Here is a 22491-nt window from a genome sequence, read left to right as displayed (position 1 = left end):
CACGCCTATTTTTTATCATCAAAACCTACCCACTCACTTACAGCAACACGTGCCAGAGAAGCAAAAAAAACAATATTCAAAAAACCCACCAATCTAAAGAAAGTACTTTCCGCATAATTCTCCAGAATGATGTAGATAAAAAAAGCAAGGTGAAAATAAAATTCAGGACGTCCTGATTGATAATGACGGAAAATATGCCAGCCATACACCAACAGCACCAAAGCCAGCAAACCCAAACCGACATAGCCCAGATCATTGAATATATCCAGATACCCGTTATGCGCCTGCCCCACATATCCGGCAGGAAAACGATAGGAAGTATAACTGGACGGGCTACCCAGACCATTCCAGAACCCACCATAACCACCACCCAGCCATGGATTGTGCAGACGGGTATTATCCAAAATAAGAGACCATAATTTGGTACGCCCCGTCAGCGTGCTCGATTTACCTAGCAATTGGAAAAACTGCTCTCGGACATCTCCGCCACCTAGCACACCTGCAAGCAGAAGAACCAGCACGGCAGTGCAAGCTGCAATCACCAATCCAAGCATCAAGGCACTGCCACTGCGATGGCGCAGCAGACGCCGCGTAACCAGCAAACCCAGACTGCACACTAAACCCGCGATCACGGCAACTGCACAGGTAGAGCTTTGTGACAACAGCAGCCCCAGCAAGGACAGTACGGCCATTAGCAACATGGTCTTGCGACAATTCCGCACTTCAAACACGGCAAAACTGAATATCAGCAGGCTGATGGCACATAGCTGACCAAACTCGTTCTTGAATGAAGTGACTCCACGCCAGCCGATTGATGTAATTGCTACCGAAGGGATAGCCGCAGTAAAAGCAAAAGAAAGAATCAGCAAAATTCCCAATGGCCAAGCCATAACCTGGATAAAACTAAGCGGGTTTTGTGACTTTTTTCCAAATGCTGCGAAGCATAAAAAAACCATCAAACCGAACAGAATTGCCCGCTTTAGTGAAACATCGGGAATGGCCGACCATGAAAACGAAACAAGGCAATACCCCAAAAGAAAAAGTGTAATCAGCAATCCTGAACTTAACTGAAGATCAATTTTTACATATCGCCCAAAACTAAAGCAGCGGAAAAATGCTACAGCGCCAATCGCCAGCCACGTCAATTGCCGAAACAGATTACTCCCACCATCAGACTGCACCTTATCCGCCGCCCCGATAGCAAACAGGCTGATAAAAACAGCCAGCATAAACGTAACAATCATTAGTGAGCGCAGTGACTCAACACCACCACCCTGCATCACTTTGGCGGAATTACTTGTATTCACGATAAGGACCATTCACCAGGCCATAAACAATACCGGCCGCAATCGCCAGATTACGCACCATCCGGAAATTCAATGCTTTGCTGCGCAGCGGAGCAGCAAGCAGCATCAAGCCATTGCGCGCCATGAGATAAGCAGCCTTGACCCACATACGCAGCAAAGACTGTACGCGCGCCCTGCGTCGCATCAGGCTGGCTTCTACGGAACCAATGCGAAAGCTGCGCTTAAGCAGCCAATTGGGCGTGGCACGATCTGCCGGAACTTCTTCAGTCACCATGGCCTCATCAGACCAGACTGCCTTTGCACCTTGCTGATACAAATGCTCGAAGAATGCGTAATCCTCGCCGCCACTCAGACCCAGCGTTGCGTCAAACTGCAAGGACTGTCCTTGCAGAAGAGCCGCATCTATCAGCACATTGCCAGTACGTGCCTCCAGTAATGGCAGCAAAGTACCGGTGGCATGCCTGGGCCGTTCATAGAAGCCGCCACTCACCAGCCAGGGCCGGATTCCCGGCGGATACACCGGCAACACCGGCCCGAACACCAGCTGCGCCTTGCTCTCACGCGCCAGCGCAACCAGGCTGTGCAGCCATTGCGGCACCGCGACTTCATCATCGTCGATAAAAGCCAGATAATCGGTAGTGACCGTGGCCAGGCCAGCATTACGGGTAAGCGCAATATTCTTTACCGGTTGCACCACATATTGCAGCGGCCACGGGAAGTCGGCTTTTGCCTGCTCCACTACCGCACGTGCCGACTGCTCGGCGTCATTGTCGACAATGCACAGGCGGGGACGCAGCCCTTCTACATACTGCGCCCGCAACGAATCCAGCAATTCCTGCAATTGCCCAGGGCGACGATAGGTACACACGATTACCGTGATGCTAGGCAATTCAGTCATTGCGCTTGGCTCCAAAAACGGGTCGCCACAACATGGTCAGGATGAACAGCTCTGCCAGGCAGAGAATGAGCGGACACAGCACCAGTTGACGGGAGAGATACCCTGCCGGAACAAACAGCAGGTAGAACAGGACAGCCCCGGTGAGACCAGCCTTGAAAACGATTTTGTAACCACCGGCATCAGCCAGCATGGCGGTGGACAGGATGTTGCGCAGCCACTGCACCAGGAAGTAGCTCCCCCAGGCCAGCACCAGCGGAATGAAGCTTGCCGGGGGCAAATAGGCGGGTAAGGCTGCCGGGTATAGCGTCAACAGCAGCAGGGCCAGGACAAACAGCAAGACCACGCCGCTGCACACCAGCGCCTGGCGGCGCACCAGCGCACGCTTTTGCTGCAGCAAACCCTGGTGCTCCAGCTGCGAAAACACGGGCCGGTAATAGCCGGCCCAGCCCTGAATCATCAGGCCGACCGGGGTGAAGAACAGCCGGGTTGCGGCCAGCATGGCCACCATGGCCTTGCCCTGCACGGTATCCAGATAAAACCAGTAACCATTGCTGAACAGCCAGGTCACCAGCACGCCAGGCAAGGCCCAGCGCGCGCAGGACCACACTTGCGCGGCAAAGTCGCGGTCCAGTCGGACAATAGCGGGTGCTCCGTCGACACGGCCGGCACGTGGCCGGGCAAACAGCGACATCAGGCCGGGAAAGGCAATGGCCATGATCACCAGGCTCATGGACAAACTCTTCAGATACCAACCAATGGCAGCCAGCAGCATGAATAACAGCAAATAGGCCAGATCATGCAGAAACAGACCGGGCAGCTGGCCCAGCATCAGCCAGGCAGAGCGGTTGGCGTCACGCACCAGCAGAAAGGCAAAGCTGGCCAGAAACAGCATCGTCGCCAGATTGAACCAGCCCGCACCCAGGGTGAGCTGGCGATAGCCGGCAAACAGCACACCGCCAAACACGGCAATGATGAGGCTGAGCCAGATACCGCGGTGGATGGCCTGCTGCCTGGCACCTGCATCCATCTTGCCCGACAGGGTAATCAGGGGCTGCAACCACAGCGCATTCTGCAGGCTGGCCAGCAAGGCATAGCCATTGAGAAACAGCACAAACGTGGTGTATTCGCTCTTGTCCGCATAATGCAGCAACAGGAATGACGCAATAAAACTGATGCCGCTGACCATGCCCTGGCAAGCGAAGGACAATACCGGGCGAGGAATGCGGTTCAGCATGGGCTGCATGCCCAGAGTCAGGGTACGAATGGCCGAGTGGTTCACAGCGCCACTACTCCCGTGCCAAAGAACTGCGTACGCACCCCTTCCGGCTGGGCGGCATACAGGCTGGCAAGAAATTCCGTCTCCAGCACCCGTGCAGCAGCCACATCGTCATTGATGGTGGAAACCCGCACGATCATGCCGTCATACACCAGCCCGGCCAGACCGGCACGCACTTGCACCAGCTTGCGGCTTTCGCGGCCGGAAGCCACTTCACCATTGGTGGTGATCCAGTACATCAGCGGCTCGATCCTTTGTTCGCGCTGCGCCACCATGGTGTTGACGGCCAGGCGATGGCGACCAAGCTGTAGCGTGTCCTGCTGCTTGTCGTGCAAGGCAAAGCCCTGTGCCGGGTAGCACAGGTCCGGCCGGTGCGTCTGCTGGCCGGATCCCTGACGCTGGTCGCGGCTATAAGCAATGGACAACATGACATGCTGGCCTCTGCCATTGACGTATACCCGCTCCAGCACCTGGCTATAGGTGCGATTTAGCTGGGCATCCACCTCCGGATTGACAATCACGCCCTTCATCTCCACCTGCCGCCAGTTGGCAAACGCCGTTGGCACCATGCCGGCGAGGTCTATACGATTGCTGTCGGCAGTAAAGGTGCGCGGGGTGAAGGCGTAAGCCAGTACAGAAGCCAGCAGCATGATCAGCGCAAGCAGGCATTGGCGCAGCAGATTCAAGCGGGGCATCAGCCATTCACCTTTTGCAAGAACGCATCAAACAGAAACACACACAAGATGGCGACTCCAAACAACAACAAACCCGAAAATTCGTGGATAAAACCCTGGCCGGCAGCATCCCCGCAGTAATAGGTCACCAATACCAGGGTGATGACGCGCACGATGTTGGAAACAATCGCAGCCGGCAGCACCGCAATCAGCAGCAGTACACGATTGACAGCCCGGGCCGGCGTAAAGAAATAGAGATAGAGCAAACCGAAGGCCAGCAGGCTGAACATTGAATTGATGCCGGAACAGGCATCCGCCACCATCAGTTGGTACTGACCGATATTCAGCACTACCCCGCTGCGGCTGATGGGATAACCCGCCAGATACAGCAGTTGCTCCACCGCCTGCGACACCCCCATTTTCAGACTGGCGGTCAGCCAGTCCACCAGAAAGCCCGGCAAGGGAATCAGGATCAAAATGAACAGCAAGGGATAACGATAGGCATGCAGCAAACGGTAGCCGCCATGCAATAGCAGCAGTCCGGCAATGATGAAAACGAAACTGCCGATTTCCATGAACCAGACATCCTGCGAATGCCCCAATACATACATCACCAGCCCAAGGACAAACGGCAGCACGCCCAACTTGCTGCCGGCAGCAGAAGCATCAATGACTTCCTGCTGCGCCTTGTTCCAGAACATCCAGGCAATGATCAAAAAAAACCGGGCCATGCCCCTGTTCTTTGATCGGCCACAATTGCTGGGAAAGCTTGTAAAGCGTAGGTAGCAACAGGCAAGCCAGCCCGGTCAGCATCACCGGGTTGGCAGCCACTGCCGGCGGCAGCCAGCGAGCAGGTGCAACAGCGCGCGTCATGACGTCCCCCTAGCTGCCGCTGACAAAGCTGTTCAACACACAGCCCAGCACCGTGGCACCGGCCATGCGCAGATCATCACGCGCAGCTTCCAGATCATTCACCTTGCTGCGCCCGGGCTCGGCCAGCAGCACCACTCCCTTGGCGCGCGCGGCCACCAGTTGGCCATCAGCCTTGCCCTTCAGGGCTGGGGCGTTGACGATAACGATGTCAAAATCAGCTTCTGCCTGCTGCAGCAGCTCGCCCAGTGCGGCACCGGACAGCAGCTCCTGCTTGTTAGGCACATCGGTGCCCCCTGGAATCAAAAACAAATTGGGCAGGGGCGGAATCGCCAGCATGCAGCCATCATCAGCACGGCCGGCCAGGATATCGCTCAAGCCCAGGCGATTGGGCTGACGGAACAGACCATGCTGGACCGGCGCATGCAGGGCTGCATCCACCAGCAAGGTGCGCAAACCCAGTTGGGAAAACACGATAGCCAGATTGGCAGCCAGCCAGCCCACCGCAACCTCGTTGTCATAGCCGGCAACAGCGATAATCTTGTTGCCGCCACTGACCCAGCGCAGGATCAGTTGGCTGCGCAGGCTGCGTAAAGCCTCCACCTGGGCCGATTCATTGTGGTAGGCCGCAATCAGGCCGGGATCCAGCGCGGGATCGCCCAGCGCCAGGCAGGGGTAGTCAAACTGGTGCGATAGCACTTCCTGGATATCGCGCTCGCTCAGAAAGCCCAGCCGCACGGCTGCCTCGCCAAAACGCAAGCCCAGCTCCTGCTGCGCCAGCAATACTTTTTCCGCCTGGCTGGCGGTCAGCTTGCCTTGCTGCAACAGCAACTGGCCGATATTGGAATGTCTGGCTGCAAGCACTTCTTGCGTCCGTACCGGCATGGAAAGAGTCTGCGTATTCATGCGTTGGCCACCTTATTGTTGTTGCGCCAGAAAGCCCACGAGCGTTTTTTCCGGGCGGGTGCCGGCCCTATCGTGGCCAACACCGGCATGCCCAGCAGCGATTCCACATCGCGGGCGCAGCGGACACGACGGTCCAGGATTTCAGCCAGCAAGGCCGTACACAGGGCAATCACGCCACCCAGCACGAAAGCTGCCAGTACATTCAGCAAGATACGGGGACGAGACGGCTTGGCCGGCTCGGTTGCCTCTTTCACCACGCCCACGTTTTCCGTCATGGAACGGCTTTGCAGCGATGTGGTGGTAAAGCGGTCCTGTGCAGCGTCATAAGCCTTCTGCAGACCTTCAACCTTGCGCTGCAGCACATTGGCCAGGCTGCGCTGCTGTTTCAGCTCCAGGATTTTCTTTTTCTGTTCGTCCAGCGCCATGCGCAATGTCTTGGCCCGGTTTTCGGCATTGGAGGCCGAGCCGCTCAGGCCACTGGCGTATTCGCTGGTCAGGGCCTGCAACTGGCGGCGATCACTCTCCACCTGGGCCTGGGCTTCCTTGTAATGCGGATGCTCAGGACCAACCTTGGTGGCCAGCTCGCGGAACTTGCCCTCATCCACAGTCAACTGGTTCTTGATCTGCTGAATCAGGGGATTGTTCAGCACATCCGGTGCCTTTTCGGCACCGCGCGTACGTGACTGGGCATCCATCGCCGCCGACTGCACCTGTACCAGTTGCGTAGAAATATCATTCAGGCGCTGCATTTCCACATCCAGCTTCTCGTCAGCAGCAACAATACCCTTCTCGTTCAGATAGCTGGCCAGCTCCTGTTGCGCCTGTTCCAGATTGCCCTGCAAAACCTTGAGTTGCTGCTGGAAAAACACATTATTCTGCTGCGCGGCACTGGTACGCATGCTGGCCAGGGTGTGGACATAGCCCTGGGCAATGGCATTGGCAACCGCAGCAGAAAAATGCGGCTCAGGCGAGGTAAAGCTGATGCTGACGGTGCTGCCTTCCTTGCTCGGCTTGATATCCACTTTCTTGGCCAGCCGGTCGGCCAGCCAGATACGCAGGCTGCCCTTACCGTCGGCATCATCCTGGAAGGCCTTGATGGCCTCATCCGACTTGGCCAGACCCAGCGTATCCACGACATATAGCAGGGAGTTCTGGCTGGCCAGAATATCCATCTGGCTTTCCATATAGCCAGGCACCAGGTAGGCCTGCACCGGCTGCCCGGTAACCGGATCATTCGCCTTGGTATCCAGTGCCAACACTGTTTCGGCAGTAAACTGCTCGGGCAGCACCAGGCTGACACCAAGCACGGTCAACACCAGTCCTGCGTGCACAGCCACGATCAATTTCTTGCGGGCACGCAGAATGCCCAGATATTGCGACAGATTCATATTGGCCAGCATGTCAGAACCAGCTTTCTTCTACGTAAACAACGTCGTTGACCGACAAGGCATCAGACAGAGAAACCGACTTCATTTCCTTGCTGCTGCCATCTGCCAGCTTGCGGGTGATCTTGATGGAGCTATGGGATGCCTTGCTGCTAAAACCACCGGCAACCGAGATGGCCTGCATCACCGTCATGCCGGGCTCCAAGCGGAAATTGCCAGGGCGCTGCACTTCACCCAGCACAAACACCTGCGAACGCGGAATGAACAACACATCACCGGCCTTGAGCCAGATATTGCGCTTGTCCGGATCGCTCTCACCAGCCAGCTGCGCTACCGAGTACGTAACCTGGGTGTTGTCACGGGTCAGCAGCACGGTATCACCAGCGGATGGTGTCACCCCGGTAGCAATCGCCAGGGCATCCAGCAAGGAAGTCTGGCTGTCCAGCGGATAGCGTCCCGGTTTATTGACCTCGCCCAGGATGGTGAAACGGTGACTGACATATTGCGTCACCAGAATGGAAACGCTGGGCTTGACGATATAGCCGGCAGAACGCAACACGCTTGCCAGCGCATTTTCTGCAGCGGCAACCGACAAGCCGTTCAGGGAAATCAGCCCGATCAGCGGGAAATTAACCTCCCCGTCCTTGGTCAGCTGGGTTTCAACAGACAAATCGGCATGATCCCAGACCGTAATCTTGACCACATCCCCAGCACCCAGCTTGTAATCACTGCCCGGCGCAGCAAACACCGCTGCACTGAATACCGCCAGTAAAACAATCAGAAAATGACGCAGCATGCCTAGAAACCCTTCAAACCGGAATTGACCGTATCGGTAGACAGACCATTGGCTGCCGCAGCGGGCGCACTTGCTGCCGCATTGTTAGCAAATCGCTTCAGATAAGTGACTTTGGCTGCTTTTTTCAGCTCGGCCAGCTTGCTGTTTGCAGACTCCTGCTCTGCCGTCTGCTTCAGATAAGCCACAATCCTCTCCTTGCTGTCAGCCAGACTAACCGGACTGCCCTCAACCCTTACCAACTGCACCAGCATTACATTGCCCGCTTCAGGGCGCACCAGTATGTCGCCAGCCTTCAGCTTGAACAGCTGCAGCAGGAGATCCATCGGCAACTGGTCGGCAGCCACGCGGCTGGTTTTTTCCTGGAATGCCTGATGCATCGACTCCAGTGCCTGTTTGGTCTGAGCAGCAGAATGAGACTGTTCGATTGCTGCCTTCACCTCACCGGGCAGCTGGGCCACCGGCAGATTGAACATGGTGAATTCATACGTGGCATGCTGGGAAAACAGCGCCGGATTGCTTTCGTAAAACTTCTGCACCTCAGCCGCACCGGGCTCACCTGCCTTGGCCTGCAACTTGCTCAAGGCCGCCGCCGCAAGAATCTGCCGCTTAGCCTGCTCCACGGCCTGCATCACATCAGGGTCACGATCCAGCTTCAGCTCGGCAGCCTTCTGCTGCAGGATTTCCTGATTGACCAGATAATCCAGCGCATTTTGCTTAGCCAGTGCCTGATCAGCGGTGTTACCGGCTCCGCGCAGCACGCCATTAAGCTGCATCACGGTAATTTCACCGTCATTCACCTTGGCCAGCACCTGACTAGGGGCCGCCTTTTCATCCTTTTGACCGCAGCCTGCCAACAGCACGGCCACACTGGCCACGCCGGCAAACAAGCGGCAGGCCCGCGGCATTGACAAGGTATTTGGATATTTTTTAATAAGCATTTTTGTCCCGCCAAACCGTGACAACGGTCATGAAGATAATTTTCAGATCAAGCCACAATGACCAATTACGCAAATAATCCAGATCATACGAAACTCGGCTTTCCATTTTGTCGACCGTATCGGTCTCACCACGATAGCCATTGACCTGAGCCCAGCCGGTAATACCCGGTTTTACCTTGTGGCGCACCATATAGCCGCGAATGATCTTGCGGTACATTTCGTTATGGGCATTGGCATGGGGGCGCGGGCCGACAATACTCATCCGCCCCTGCAAAACATTAATGAACTGCGGCAATTCATCCAGCGATGATTTGCGCAAAAAACCACCGATCGGCGTAAGACGCTTATCTCCCTGCCGTGCCTGCACTACCGCATCACCATTTTCCATCACCGTCATCGAACGGAATTTGTAAACCAGAATACTTTCTCCATCTTCGCCATAGCGATTCTGTTTGAACAAAACCGGGCCAGGAGAGGTTAACTTGATCAGGGCGGCAATCACCAGCAGAATTGGCCAGATGATGGACAAAATCAGTAGTGACAACACAATATCCGAAATACGCTTCACAATACCGTTACTGCCAACAAACGGTGTTTCGCAGATGGAAATCACAGGCAAGCCATTAACATGATCAATCCGCGCCTGAATCAGATCAAACACCAGCAAGTCAGGCAGAAAATAAACCGATGCAGTGCAATCCTGCAGCTCTTCCAGCAAGCTCATGATACGTGGCTGCGATGTCATGGGCAGGGAGATATAAACCTGCTGCACACCATTATCCTTGATATAGCTTGTCAAATCGGCCAAGCGCCCTTTCAGGTTAGGCAATTCATCTTCCGGAAGACGATCCGGAGTACGATCATCAAAAAATCCGAGAAACTCCATCTTGATTTGCGGATTTTTACGAATCTTGTTCGCCAGTAACTGGCCAGATTTATTAGCACCAACAATTACCGCCTTGCGGAAGCTCTGCTGGGTATCAATCCGACCAATCAGGCCGATTGCCAACAGGCAATGCACCAATAACAAGGCAATCGGCACAATCACCAACCAGCTGTATATGAATTTTTCGGGAAACAGTTCAAGCAAACCGGTGGCCATGCCAAAACCCAATATCACGACCACGGCAATCAGCCAGTTGATGAGCATGCCATCAATGCCGCGCATTTTCTTCCCGCTGCCAGGCAGCAATAGAGACAGACCATCCAGCGCCAGGGCTGATATCAGGAAAGACACCAATGCAAGCTCGATGAACGGGCCATGGCGACTGATATCAAAATAAAAACTGAGCCCATACAGCACAAGAAGAACAACAAATGGATCGATGAATGCCTTGCAGAAGCTCAGCCATGGCGAGGCATAACCCTGCGCTCCAAGCGGATCTCGCAACAGATAAAAACGGCTGATCCCAGTGGCAATACCGCTGCCAAGCTCTGCCTTCCCACCTGATTGATACTGTTTATTTAGCATTCCTGCCATCCATGACACTTTAATGATTCTGAAAACTAGAACGAGTACTTCACGTTCGCGCCGATTTGATTGACGTCATAACTGTCATCGGTAAAACCGGAAGTCCGATGTACATATTGGCCATATGCTTCAAACTGCCACATGCGCCATGGCATCCATTGCAATCCTGCTCGGTAAGACCTGGTATTTACCACCACATCAGAGGATGAATAATTCATTTTTGTCTGGCGCACTTCACCACTAAGCGCCAGCTTGTCCGACAGATGGGATTTCCCTGTCAGATACCAGGTTTTATTCACCACATCTGCCGTTGATAACCCCGGCTCGGCTGGCGTGCTTTGATATCCGAAGCTCAGCGTGCTCTTTTGATCTACCATCCAGATCAGGCTGATATCCTGCAAAACGTGATTACGATCTGGCTGTATACCCTGCCGGAAGCGGACCGCACTATTTCCCAGCATGGCATTGAGTTGCAATTTGGCCGTAACTGGCCATTCCAGTTGCAACTTTGTGTTTGTCTGACGATATTCATAAGCAGCGTTATTCACCTGCATCGACGGATAAACAACATCGCTCTCTTCTACTCCCATACCCAGGCGACTGCCTTTGGGTGTGGCGTACCAGGCAGTCAGCGATAAAGCATCCTGATCGAAATCCAGCGTGTTCTGCACCTGATGACGCATGGCGGTATGCTCGACACCCGTTTCAAACCGCCAGGCAGTGACCGGCGTCCATGCCAGCTCTGCGCCGCCGACACGGGTACGCACTACATCCCGGCCGATCTGGTTGCTGACATTCAGGGACGGCTGCTCCTGCTTGTCCATATAACGTAATGCACCGGACAACTGGCTGAGCAACTGCCAGTTGAACGCGCCGTTTGCATTCCAGCTTTTGTAATTGAGTGCCGAGTAATCGACGTAACTGTTCTGGTTGTAGCTGCCACCAAACTGAAATTGCTGACGGCCCAGATCCTTCTGGTACTGCCCACCGACTGTGGTAACGGTGTAGATGTCCGACAGACTGCTGGCGTGATAGCTGGATGGCACTCTATCCAGCCCGGAAACGCGAAAGACATTGCTGTCATAGACAGTGCCAAGCTGCGCATAGACAAAGTTGTCATCCCCCTGAACATAAGCCGCAGATACCTTGGCGGGTACACCTGCACACAACAGGCCTAAGGTGGCAGCAGACAGGGGCTTGATTGCATTGGACAGCTTCATCGACTCACTTTTTGACAGGTTTGAAACACAACGCGGCCCATGTCCTGGGGCCCGCAGGGTAGAAATGAAAGAGCGCCCTCTGACTGCCATGACACCAGCAGCAGGGAGCGCCCCGTTCATCTCGGTCAAGCAGCCAGACTGAAGCTGTTTGCTGCCTTTTTCTGCTTGCGACGCAGCAGCAAGGCTGCCAGGCCCAGACCCATCAACGCATAGGTTTCCGGCTCCGGAACCGGGGCCACCGAAACCTGGTACTGATAGCTGCCGCTATAGCTGGTATTGGCAAACACCAAGCCGCTAAGCGACAACTTGTAGTTACCTGCCTTGCCGGCAACATTGTCAAAGCTGGTCGCCCAAGTACCTACGCCCTGAGACTTGGTAAAGCTCGTGCTATCCGTCCACAGCGACGTCCAACCCGTAGCCGTTTGATAGAACAACGTTGCAGTCAGGCTCTTCAGTGCGCTGGTGGTGCCGGAAGACTTCAGCACAACCTGTGCGGCGCTGATCAGACTGTCGCCATCAAGCTTGAAGTTGAAGTTTTGCGTAAAGCCGGATTGACCCGTGGCCACCTTAATGCTTACCGGGCTTTGGGGTGCATACACCACATCCGCATGCGCTGCCGAAGCAGCAAATGCCATGACGACAGAAGCAGCAACCAAGGCCAGTTTCGTCTTGCTCATCTATAAAGCTCCCTTACGGAAAAAAACCAGATCATCGGGCAGGACCAAATCAGTAAAACTCGCCAATACAGTCTTCTCGTACATGCCCACTCAAGCGCCGGATTCACCGACACCGGCACAATACCAGCCACTTGCGCGAGCAACTATAAGTGTATTTACCTAAGTTGTCATGATTGTATTTAAACAATTACTTACAAATAATGCGCAAAAAAAGCCGCTTTTGCGACCACGCAATCACGTAATGACATTCAAATGAAATGAATAAGTGAGTTGGTTTAAAGTTACCAACCAAGAAACAATAATTTCTTTTAAATTGACACTAAACAATTGTCGCCGAGCAGCGACATACAGATTGCCACTTGTAAATTTTTGTTTATTTATGACAAATATTTTATGAAAAATCAGATTTCAATTATGAAGATTCTGAATTTTATAAATATTTACACAGGTATGTTTTCAATAAATTAAACCAAACACTTACCAATTGGACAACTAACAACGATAACTTGACCAGCACTTATCTCAACAAATAATGCCATAAGAATTAAATGTTCATTTAACGTGTAAGTAATCTTATTTAATGGTCAAAATTGAAAATAATCAGCATTTATTCCGAAATTCTTTCGGATGGATGTAGCAAAAAGCAACGGCGCAACCACATTGTGTTGCGCCGCAGCACATAAAACCTGTCACGCCGCCCTCAACCGAGCAGCTTGCCATCCCCAAACCAGTCACCCAGCATCTGCCGGATCGCCGCGGCATTAAAGCGCGGCATCCGCCCATCTGCCCATTCCGCGCGATCCAGATGAAAGTTGTAGCGCTCAAATTCTGCCGCCTGACTCATGGCATTGCTGCGGGTATACAGTGTCACCCACGGATCCCCTTCGCGCCAGGCTATGGCCACAGGCACCCCATCCACCTCACCTGACCAAAGCTGGTCGGTCTCGCAGAAATGCACATCATCCAGCAGCACCATATTCACAATGGCGGACAGGCCACCACGTTCGGCATAGACCCGGCGCAGGTGGCGACACAGCCTTTCCTTGCTGCCCAGTGCAGCACGCGATCCGCGCAGCAGAAAGTAATTGCAAGTGCAGGTCAGGACAGCCAGGTCAACACGATAGCATTTGCCAGGGGTGATGCTGCTATGGATGACGACAGCGGGAAAGTCCAGCGGTGGAAAGGTTAGCCTGTCACGAATGTACGGCCAGGGACGGCGCGCCCACGACTCATCGCGCCGCCTTGCCAACACGGGCAAAACCGGTGGCTCAACAGCCTGAATTTCGGCATCCGATACCGGACCGGTATCCCACGCCCGGAATGCACCGCCAAACAAGCCAGCCACACCCGCAACAGCGAGTCCGGTCAATATCAACAACAGTGCACTCAGCCACATACGCCCCCCGTGTCATTTCATCTTCCGACCATACGCTTGCCAATTCCCGGCTTTTGTTTTCATTCAGCATGATCTTTGTAAGCAAACCCGCAGATATTCACTTGTTGTAGTGCATTCACAGACTGTTTTCGACCCAATCACAGCTGCATTTGCCCTGCACGTAAAAAAACCGGCCACAGCCGGTTTTTTCATGACAACAAAGACAGCGCTCAGGTCTTAACGTGACTTGACGAAAGGCACGCCAATCGCCTTCGGTGCCACTGCTCTGCCAACAAAGCCAGCCAGTAACAGCACGGTCAGCACATAGGGAATCACCTGAATGGCCTGCGAGGGAATCTGGCCGATCAAGGGCAGATCCACCCCTTCCAGCCGGATTTGCAGCGCATCGGCAAAGGCAAACAGCAGGCAGCCCAACACCGCCGGCAACGGACGCCATTTGCCGAAAATTAGCGCCGCCAGCGCCAGAAAGCCCTTGCCCGCCGTCATTTCCTTGATGAAGGAACCGGTCTGGTACACCGACAGGAAGGTGCCGGCCATGCCGCACAGTACGCCACCCCAGAACAGCGCGATATAGCGCACCCGCGCCACCGACACGCCTGCGGTATCGGCCGCATGCGGGTTTTCTCCCACCGCGCGCAGGCGCAGGCCAAAGCGGCTGCGGTACACCACCCAGCTGACCAGAGGAATGATCAGGATGGTGAGGTAGACCAGAATGCTGTGGCCGGACAACAGCTTGCTATACAGCTGACCAATAACCGGCACATTGCCCAGCGCATCGGCAAACGGCAGTGCAATGTCGTGAAAGCGCGAGTCGTCATCCAGTTGCGGCGTATTGCCGCCTTGCTGGAACCAGGCCAAGCCAAGCACCGGCGTAATGCCGGAGGCGATGGTATTGATGGCCATGCCGGAAATCAGCTGGTTGCCGTTATAGGTAACCGAGACAAAGGCATGCACCATGGCCATGCTTACCGCGGCCATCACCCCGGCCAACAGGCCCAGCCAGGGCGAATGGGTGACAAAGGCCGCCGCGCCAGAAGCAAACGCCGCCACCAGCATCTTGCCTTCCAGGCCGATGTCCACCACGCCGGAACGCTCGGAGAACATGCCGGCCAAGGCCGCCAGCACCAGTGGGGTAGCCACGCGGATGGTTGAATCAAGCAGACTGAGCCATTGCTCCATCACTTATCCTCCTTGCGTTTGAACAGCCCGGCGATAAAGGGCTCGAACAGGTTTTCCAGTGCACCGCAGAACAGGATGATCAAACCCTGGATGAAGATGATCATCTCGCGGGTAATCACCGGCTTTTCAAACGACAGCTCCAGCCCGCCCTGGGTCAGCCCGCCAAACAGCAAGGCGGACAGGATGATGCCCACCGGATGGTTGCGCCCCATCAGCGCCACGGCAATGCCGACAAAGCCCACGCCATTGGTGAAGGACACATTCATGCGGTGGGTGGAACCCAGCAGTTCGTTGATGGCGGCAAAGCCGGACAGCGCACCGGAGATGCACATGGCCAGCATGATGGTTTTACTGACATTGATACCGGCATAGCGCGCCGCGCTTTCGTTCACACCGACGGTACGCAGCTGGAAGCCCCAACGGCTATGCCACACCAGCAGGTAGAACAGCACGCAGGCCAGCAAGGCCATGATGAAGGTGAGATTGAGCGGAGTATTGGGCAGCTGGATTCCCACTCCGGCAGCCAGCTGGTGCAGGGCCGGAATCCAGGCATTGTGACCGAACTCCCGCGTGGTGGGATTTTGCGAACCGGCTTCAATCAGGTGATGGCCAATCAGGTACAACATCAGCGAATAGGCGATGAAGTTGAACATGATGGTGGTCACCACAATGTGGCTGCCACGCTTGGCCTGCAACCAGCCCGGGATGAAGGCCCAGGCGGCACCAAAGCCCATGGCCGCCAGAATGCACAAGGGCACCAGCACCAGCGGTGGCAGGGTGTGATCAAACGCCAGCACGACCAGGGTCACCCCCAGCCCGGCCAGATAGGCCTGCCCTTCCCCGCCGATATTGAACAAGCCTGCATGAAAAGCCGTCGCCACGGCCAGTCCGGTAAAAATGAAGCCGGTGGTGTAGAACAGCGTGTAGCCGATGCCCTCACCACTGCCAAATGCACCGCTGACCAGCAGTTGCAGGCATTCCCACGGATCTTCCCCAATCATCCAGGTAACAAAGCCGGTCACCAGCAAGGCGGCCAGCAGATTGAGTACCGGCAGCACGCTTAATTGCGCCCAGCGCGGCAAGGTGGACGGTTGTCCGAATTTCACTGTTTATGCCCCCCCATCAACAAGCCCAGCGATACGGTGTCGGCTTCCCTGGCCGCCACTTCACCACTGATCTGCCCGCCCGCCATCACCAGGATGCGGTCGGACAAGGCCAGAATTTCTTCCAGTTCCACCGACACCAGCAAGATGGCCTTGCCGGCATCGCGCAACTCCACCAGCCGACGGTGGATGAACTCGATGGCACCGATGTCCACTCCACGCGTGGGCTGGCCGATCAGCAGCAAGTCCGGATCGGCGTGGATCTCGCGCGCCAGCACCACTTTTTGCTGATTGCCACCGGACAGCAGGCCCACGCGCAGCTGGGCGTTGTCCGGGCGGATATCAAACTGGCGGATGAAGTCGCGGGTACGCGCCAGCAGCGCCTGGCGGGAAAACAGGCCGCGGCGACTGACGGTTTTATCGTTGTGGTAGCCCAGAATGGCGTTCTCGAACATGGGGAAGGACTTCACCAGCCCCTCGCGCGAACGGTCTTCCGGCACATGGGCAATACCCTTGTTGCGGTATAACGCCGCACGCGGCTGGCTGGATCTTTCCTGCAGCAAGTCCTGGCCGTGGTAGCGGATTTCACCACTGGTGGGCTCCACCATGCCGGCCAGCACTTCCAGCAGCTGGGACTGGCCATTGCCGGACACCCCGGCAATGCCGACGATTTCACCGGCACGCACCTGAAAATCCAGCCCGTCCAGCAGCTTGACGCCGCGTGCATCGGTCAGGCTCAGGCCACGCACCTCCAGCACCGCCGCGCCAGGCGTGCGCTCGGCCTTGTCCACCTTCAGCGATACCTTGCGCCCCACCATCAGGTCGGCCAGCTTTTCCTTGTCGACGTCAGCGGTGCGCACATTGCCCACTACGGTGCCGGCACGCATCACGCTCACCGCATCGGTAATGTCCATCACCTCGCGCAGCTTGTGGGTGATCAGGATGACCGTCTTGCCCTGTTCGCGCAGCGCACGCAGGATGCAGAACAGATGGTCGGCCTCCTGCGGGGTCAGCACCGCGGTGGGCTCGTCCAGAATCAGCACATCGGCACCGCGATACAACGCCTTGAGGATTTCCACCCGCTGCTGCAGGCCGACGCCCAGCTCGCCCACCAGGGCGTCCGGGTCCACTTCCAGCGAATAATCGCGATTGAGCTGCAGCAAATGCGCCCGCGCCTGCTCCATGCCCTGCTTGAGCAGCAAGCCACCTTCGGCACCCAGCACAATGTTTTCCAGCACGGTAAAGGTATCCACCAGCATGAAGTGCTGATGCACCATGCCAATACCCAGGCGGATGGCCTCCTGGCTGTTACGAATGCGCGCTTCGCGACCATGCACCCGGATACTGCCTTCGTCGGCCTGGTAATAGCCGTACAGAATGCTCATCAGCGTGGATTTGCCAGCACCGTTTTCACCGATGATGCCGTGAATGCTGCCCTTGGCGATGTGCATCGTCACATCGCGATTGGCCTGCACCGCGCCAAAGCGCTTGCTGATGCCGGCCAGTTCGATGGCGAAATCAGTCATGCCTGTATTTCCCCGCATGCAATAAACCCCGGTGCACCCTGCAAGAACCAAACAGGCACGAGGGCCGGAGCCATCGTGCCTGCAGTCCTCCCGGGCCGCAGCCGGGAAAAGATAATCTAGAGACTTATTTCACCGGACAGCTATTGTTGCTGCGGTAATCCACCACGCTGAGCTTGCCGCTGATGATGTCCTTCTTGGCCGCGCCAATCTTCTTTTCCATATCGGCAGAAATCAGCTTGCGGTTGTTGGCATCCAGCGCCCAGTCCACGCCGCCTTCCTTCAGGCCCATCACCTTGACTTCCGGCTTCCAGCTGCCATCCCTGGCCGACTTGAAGGTGTCGTACACGGCATTGTCCACGCGCTTCACCATGGAAGTCAGCACAAAGCCCGGGTACAGGTGGTTCTGGTTGCTGTCCACGCCGATGGACAGCTTGCCAGCGGTCTTGGCGGCTTGCAGCACGCCCAGGCCGGTGCCGCCGGCAGCGGCAAACACCACGTCCACGCCACGGTCAAACTGGCTCTTGGCCAGTTCGGTGCCACGTGCCGGGTCGTTGAAGGCCTGCGGGGTGGTGCCGGTCATGTTCTGGATGACTTCGGTTTTCTTGTTGGCATACTTGGCACCTTGCACATAGCCACAGCCAAAGGCGCGAATCAGCGGCACATCCATGCCACCGATATAACCCACCTTGCCGGACTTGGAAGCCAGCGCAGCGGCCATGCCCACCAGGAAGGAGCCTTCCTGTTCCTTGAATACGATGCTCTGTACGTTCGGACCCTTGGCCACGGAGTCAATGATGGTGAATTTCACCTTGGGGAATTCCTTGGCCACGGTTTCCACCGCCTGGGTGAAGGAGAAGCCCACGGAGACGATCAGGTCGGCATCCTTGCGCGCCAGGTTACGCAGCAGTTGTTCTTTCTGCGCTTCGGAGGCGATAGTGCCTTCGCGGTAGCTGATCTTGAATTCCTTCTTGAAACGCTCGGCGCCATTGAATGCCGCCTCGTTGAAGCTCTTGTCGAACTTGCCGGCCTGGTCGTAGATCACTGCCGGGCTGAAATCCTTGGCGAAGCTTGTGCCAGCCAGTACGGACAGGGCAACGGCAAGGCTTGCGCGTTTCAATTGAATGGTCATATCAGGAACTCTTGGTTTTGTTGGTCAACATGCTTGTGTAGGCCTGGCCGGCACAGGCAGATTCGGAAAGCGCCAGCTTCCGCATTGGCTATTTTTTTGCACAACTCACCCGGCAGCAGCTAAATCGATATCAGCCAACAGCACGGCATTTCAACTTGATGGGCGCGGCGAATTGTAATGAGGGGGAAATTGACTGTAAACATTTTCCTCTCTACTTTGAAATACCCTGTCGCAAAGCTGGCATTCAGCAAACAGGAGAACAGCATCACACCGCTGCGCGCGCCACAAAATACATGCCAGCCAAGCATGACAGAACAGAAAATATGACGTTTTGCTGACAGCGCTGCAAGATTTCACTGCAAACATCGTATGGAACCGGTGACTTTTCCCGCCACACCCCACCCCCGCTGTATCAATTCGGCCACGTATGCCCCATCGGCATACCCAAGCCGGGCGCAAAGCCCTACAATCGCCGCCTTCGCTTCATCAACACTGCCATGCTACCCATCCTTTACCGCGACCCGCAGCTGATCGCCATTCACAAGCCGTCCAACTTGCTGGTCCACCGCTCCGAGCTGGACCGCCATGAAACCCGTTTTGCCATCCAGTTGCTGCGCGACCAGATCGGCCAGCGCGTCTATCCGGTACACCGCCTGGACAAGGGCACCTCTGGCGTCTTGCTGTTTGCGCTGGACAAGGACAGCGCGCGCGAAATGAGCTGGCAGTTTGAACGCCAGGAGGTCAACAAGCGCTATCTGGCGGTGGTACGCGGCCATCCGGCGGAATCCGGCCATATCGACCACGCCCTCAGCCGCCGCGTGGACGACCTGGCCTGGCTGGGAGAAAAAGTGCAGCCCGGCCCGCAGGAAGCACAAACCGACTACCGCCGCCTGGCCACGGTGGAAGTGCCCATCGCAGTGGACCGCTATCCCAGCAGCCGCTATGCACTGGTGGAGCTGTCGCCGCTCACCGGCCGCCGCCACCAGTTGCGCCGCCACATGAAGCACATCGCCCACCCCATCATCGGCGACGCCACCCACGGCAAGGGCGTGCACAACCGCATGTTTGCCGAGCACTTTGGCAGCCAGCGCATGTTGCTGGCCTGCATGGAAATGCAGATCACCCATCCGCTGACCGGTGCAGCCATCCAGCTGACCTGCCCGTTGGCGGAAGACTTTGCCAGCGTGGTGCGCTCGCTGGGCTGGGAAAGCGCCCTGCCCGCCAACTGGCTGCCCGCCGTCTGAAGCGCGGTCAAATCCGCTACAATGCCGCCATTGCCTTAGAAAGCTGATGCATGCTGAGTTATCGCCACGCCTTTCACGCCGGCAACCACGCCGACGTGCTCAAGCACCTGATTGAAATTGCCGTACTGGATTATCTGGGCCAGAAAGACAAACCCTACTGGTATATCGACACCCACGCCGGTGCCGGTGGCTATGCGCTGCAAGAAGGTTATGCCGCCAAGAATGCCGAATACCTGAGCGGCATTGCCCGCCTGTGGGACCGTACCGACCTGCCACCCGCCGTGGCGGCCTATGTGGACGTGGTACGCGAAATGAACCCGGATGGCGAACTGCGCTACTACCCCGGCTCACCTTGGTGCGCCGCCGCCGTGATGCCGCAAAGCGACAAACTGCGCCTGTTCGAACTGCACCCGACTGACTTTCAGCTGCTGGAACAGAACTTTGGCGGCCACCCGCGCCGCACCCAGCTGCAGCAAGCCAATGGCTTTGAAGGCATCAAGGCCATTCTGCCACCGCCACCGCGCCGCGGCCTGGTGCTGATCGACCCGCCTTATGAAGACAAGCGCGATTACCAGCACGTGGTGACGGCGCTGAAAGAAGGCCTGAAGCGCTTTGCCACCGGCATCTATGCCGTGTGGTATCCCTGCCTGCAACGCGCCGAAATGAAAGAGCTGCCCAAAGAGCTGAAAAAGTTACCGGCCAAGAGCTGGCTGCGCGCCGAGCTGCACGTGCAGGCGCCGTCGGCAGACGGCTTTGGCATGTACGGCAGTGGCATGTTCCTGCTCAATCCGCCATGGACCTTACCCGCCATGCTGAAGGAAGTACTGCCCTACCTGGTGGAACAACTGGGTCAGGATGCCAAGGCCAGCTTCATCCTGGAAACCGGCGGCGACTTGTAAGCACTCAAACCGCCCGCCACGCAATGCCACCCTGCGGGGTGGCATTTTTTTTGCATCAACATGCAGACGCAAAAAAGCCGACCACCAGGTCGGCTTTTGTCTGACAAACCGGCAGCTTATTTCAACAGCTTGCTGATGTCCTTGGCTTCCCAATGCGGGAAGTGCTTGCGCACCAGCTGGTTGAATTCCAGCTCGAAAGCACGCAAACGGGCCAGCTCGTCGCTCACCGGATCGGCAGTGGATTCGGCAGCCGCCGTCACCATGCCCGCCGCGGCAGTGGCATTGGACAGGCGGTCGATGATGATGAAGCTGCCAGTACCACGGCACTGGGCATAGGCATCAAACACCACCGGCGCGTTAAGCTCCACGCGGCACAGGGCGATTTCGTTCAGTGCCAGTTGCGGGGCATCGAACTGCTGCAGCGAGTTGACATCGATACGGTGCTCGATGGCGGCCACGCGACCTGTCACCACCTTGCCCGCCAGCTTGAAACCATATTCCTTGCCCACGGTCAGCGGGGCTTCGGCCATCCACACCACGTGGGCGTCAAAGGCCTGCGCCACGCTCGGCAGCTGCTCACCGGCGCGTACAATCATGTCGCCACGTGAAATGTCGATTTCATCTTCCAATGTCAGGGTAATGGCCTGACCAACAAACGCCGACGGCTGATTACCTTCGAAAGTAACCACTTCCTTCACCTTGCTGCGCTTGCCGGACGGCAAGGCCACGATGGCATCACCCGGCTTCACTTCACCCGCCACCACGGTGCCGCAGAAACCGCGGAAATCCAGATTGGGGCGGTTGACGTACTGCACCGGCAGACGGAAGGCTTCCAGCGCCACGTCGTGGCTGACCTGCACGCTTTCCAGCAGCTCCATCAGGGTGGCACCCTGATACCAGCCCATGTTTTCGCTGCGGGTCACCACGTTATCGCCACGCAGGGCGGAAATCGGTACAAAACGGATATCCGGAATGGTCAGGTGTTCGGAGAAAGCCAGGTACTCTTCACGGATGCGGTCGTACACTTCCTGGCTGTGCTCCACCAGGTCCATCTTGTTGATGGCCACAATCACGTGCTTGATGCCCAGCAGGCTGACGATGTAGCTGTGACGACGGGTCTGGGTCTGCACACCACGGCGCGCGTCGATCAGGATCACGGCCAGATTGCAGGTGGACGCACCGGTAGCCATATTGCGGGTGTACTGCTCGTGGCCGGGGCAGTCGGCAATGATGAACTTGCGCTTTTCGGTACTGAAGTAGCGGTAGGCCACGTCAATGGTGATGCCCTGCTCGCGCTCGGCCTGCAGGCCGTCCACCAGCAGCGCCAGGTCGATTTCCTGGTCGGTGGTGTTGTACTTTTTCGAGTCGCGCTCGATGGCAGCCAGCTGGTCTTCAAAAATCAGCTTGGAGTCGTGCAGCAGGCGGCCAATCAGGGTGGATTTGCCGTCGTCGACATTGCCACAGGTAATGAAGCGCAGCATGTCCTTGTTTTCATGCTGCTTCAGGTATTCCAGGATATCGCTGGCAATCAGCTCGGACTGGTGAGACATGATCGTTCTTTCCGCTATATTCCGTCGCCAGGGCGCCGGACATCTAT

20 protein-coding genes and 1 pseudogene are annotated in these 22491 nt (G+C 56.4%); 2 read left to right on the top strand and 19 right to left on the bottom strand.

All coding sequences use genetic code 11. The features are described 5' to 3' along the window. Positions 1-5: 5 nt before the first annotated feature. From GSR16_RS08200 to GSR16_RS08115, 18 genes and pseudogenes are all read right to left on the bottom strand, one after another. Positions 6-1307, bottom strand: a complete 1302-nt coding sequence (locus GSR16_RS08200; protein ID WP_159876274.1) for an O-antigen ligase family protein — start codon at positions 1305-1307, stop codon at positions 6-8. Next, positions 1294-2205: a glycosyltransferase family 2 protein gene (locus GSR16_RS08195; RefSeq protein ID WP_159876272.1), complete on the bottom strand. Its 912-nt coding sequence runs from the start codon at positions 2203-2205 to the stop codon at positions 1294-1296. Before GSR16_RS08195 ends, GSR16_RS08200 begins: the two co-directional genes overlap by 14 nt. Next, on the bottom strand, positions 2198-3484 hold the full coding sequence (locus GSR16_RS08190) for a hypothetical protein (RefSeq protein WP_159876270.1): 1287 nt from the start codon (positions 3482-3484) through the stop codon (positions 2198-2200). Before GSR16_RS08190 ends, GSR16_RS08195 begins: the two co-directional genes overlap by 8 nt. Next, entirely contained in the window at positions 3481-4176 is a 696-nt protein-coding gene (gene epsI / locus GSR16_RS08185) for an exosortase-associated protein EpsI, B-type (RefSeq protein WP_159876268.1), read from the bottom strand. The genes GSR16_RS08190 and epsI overlap by 4 nt, the downstream gene beginning before the upstream one ends. Then, the gene (gene xrt / locus GSR16_RS08180; RefSeq protein WP_159876266.1) at positions 4176-4886 is read right to left on the bottom strand and encodes an exosortase; all 711 of its coding nucleotides are present in this window, start codon (positions 4884-4886) and stop codon (positions 4176-4178) included. The genes epsI and xrt overlap by 1 nt, the downstream gene beginning before the upstream one ends. Then, on the bottom strand, positions 4822-5028 hold the full coding sequence (locus tag GSR16_RS08175) for a hypothetical protein (RefSeq protein ID WP_159876264.1): 207 nt from the start codon (positions 5026-5028) through the stop codon (positions 4822-4824). Before GSR16_RS08175 ends, xrt begins: the two co-directional genes overlap by 65 nt. Positions 5029-5037: 9 nt before the next feature. Continuing rightward, positions 5038-5931 carry a cyclic di-GMP-binding domain-containing protein, MshE-related gene (locus tag GSR16_RS08170; protein WP_240902630.1) on the bottom strand — a complete coding sequence of 298 codons (894 nt, stop codon included), beginning with the start codon at positions 5929-5931 and terminating at the stop codon, positions 5038-5040. Continuing rightward, complete coding sequence (gene epsF, locus GSR16_RS08165) at positions 5928-7331, bottom strand: chain length determinant protein EpsF (RefSeq protein WP_159876262.1); 1404 nt, start codon at positions 7329-7331, stop codon at positions 5928-5930. Before epsF ends, GSR16_RS08170 begins: the two co-directional genes overlap by 4 nt. A gap of 1 nt (position 7332) precedes the next feature. Beyond that, positions 7333-8112 carry an SLBB domain-containing protein gene (locus tag GSR16_RS08160; protein ID WP_159876260.1) on the bottom strand — a complete coding sequence of 260 codons (780 nt, stop codon included), beginning with the start codon at positions 8110-8112 and terminating at the stop codon, positions 7333-7335. Between the two features lie 2 nt (positions 8113-8114). Next, a complete protein-coding gene (locus GSR16_RS08155) occupies positions 8115-9050 on the bottom strand; it encodes an EpsD family peptidyl-prolyl cis-trans isomerase (RefSeq protein WP_159876258.1) in 936 nt (311 codons plus the stop codon). After that, positions 9040-10521 (bottom strand): undecaprenyl-phosphate glucose phosphotransferase, encoded by a 1482-nt coding sequence (locus tag GSR16_RS08150; RefSeq protein ID WP_159876256.1) that lies wholly within the window; start codon positions 10519-10521, stop codon positions 9040-9042. The genes GSR16_RS08155 and GSR16_RS08150 overlap by 11 nt, the downstream gene beginning before the upstream one ends. Before the next feature lie 35 nt (positions 10522-10556). Continuing rightward, positions 10557-11741: a porin family protein gene (locus GSR16_RS08145; RefSeq protein ID WP_159876254.1), complete on the bottom strand. Its 1185-nt coding sequence runs from the start codon at positions 11739-11741 to the stop codon at positions 10557-10559. 125 nt (positions 11742-11866) lie between these two features. Next, positions 11867-12385 (bottom strand): annotated as a pseudogene (locus GSR16_RS08140) (FxDxF family PEP-CTERM protein); the annotation flags it as partial. Positions 12386-13118: 733 nt separating this feature from the next. Next, a complete protein-coding gene (locus GSR16_RS08135) occupies positions 13119-13814 on the bottom strand; it encodes a hypothetical protein (protein WP_159876250.1) in 696 nt (231 codons plus the stop codon). A 216-nt stretch (positions 13815-14030) separates the two neighbouring features. Then, positions 14031-14993, bottom strand: coding sequence for an ABC transporter permease (locus tag GSR16_RS08130; RefSeq protein WP_205677520.1), 963 nt, complete (start codon positions 14991-14993; stop codon positions 14031-14033). Further along, positions 14993-16099 (bottom strand): ABC transporter permease, encoded by a 1107-nt coding sequence (locus tag GSR16_RS08125; RefSeq protein ID WP_167522555.1) that lies wholly within the window; start codon positions 16097-16099, stop codon positions 14993-14995. The genes GSR16_RS08130 and GSR16_RS08125 overlap by 1 nt, the downstream gene beginning before the upstream one ends. Next, a complete protein-coding gene (locus tag GSR16_RS08120) occupies positions 16096-17622 on the bottom strand; it encodes an ABC transporter ATP-binding protein (protein ID WP_159876246.1) in 1527 nt (508 codons plus the stop codon). Before GSR16_RS08120 ends, GSR16_RS08125 begins: the two co-directional genes overlap by 4 nt. A gap of 124 nt (positions 17623-17746) precedes the next feature. Beyond that, on the bottom strand, positions 17747-18751 hold the full coding sequence (locus GSR16_RS08115; protein WP_159876244.1) for a BMP family lipoprotein: 1005 nt from the start codon (positions 18749-18751) through the stop codon (positions 17747-17749). Positions 18752-19248: 497 nt separating this feature from the next. Here GSR16_RS08115 and GSR16_RS08110 point away from each other — a divergent pair, with 497 nt between their 5' ends. Together GSR16_RS08110 and GSR16_RS08105 are read left to right on the top strand one after the other, a co-directional pair. Then, positions 19249-19995 carry a tRNA pseudouridine(65) synthase TruC gene (locus GSR16_RS08110; RefSeq protein ID WP_159876242.1) on the top strand — a complete coding sequence of 249 codons (747 nt, stop codon included), beginning with the start codon at positions 19249-19251 and terminating at the stop codon, positions 19993-19995. 50 nt (positions 19996-20045) lie between these two features. After that, positions 20046-20894: a 23S rRNA (adenine(2030)-N(6))-methyltransferase RlmJ gene (locus GSR16_RS08105; RefSeq protein ID WP_159876240.1), complete on the top strand. Its 849-nt coding sequence runs from the start codon at positions 20046-20048 to the stop codon at positions 20892-20894. A gap of 116 nt (positions 20895-21010) precedes the next feature. Here the strand turns inward: GSR16_RS08105 and cysN are convergent, their stop codons facing one another. Further along, positions 21011-22444 carry a sulfate adenylyltransferase subunit CysN gene (gene cysN, locus GSR16_RS08100; protein WP_159876238.1) on the bottom strand — a complete coding sequence of 478 codons (1434 nt, stop codon included), beginning with the start codon at positions 22442-22444 and terminating at the stop codon, positions 21011-21013. Positions 22445-22491: the final 47 nt, after the last annotated feature.

The organism is Aquitalea denitrificans (assembly GCF_009856625.1).
GTDB classification, from domain to species: Bacteria; Pseudomonadota; Gammaproteobacteria; order Burkholderiales; family Chromobacteriaceae; genus Aquitalea; species Aquitalea denitrificans.
This window is presented reverse-complemented; position numbering and strand designations above follow the sequence as displayed.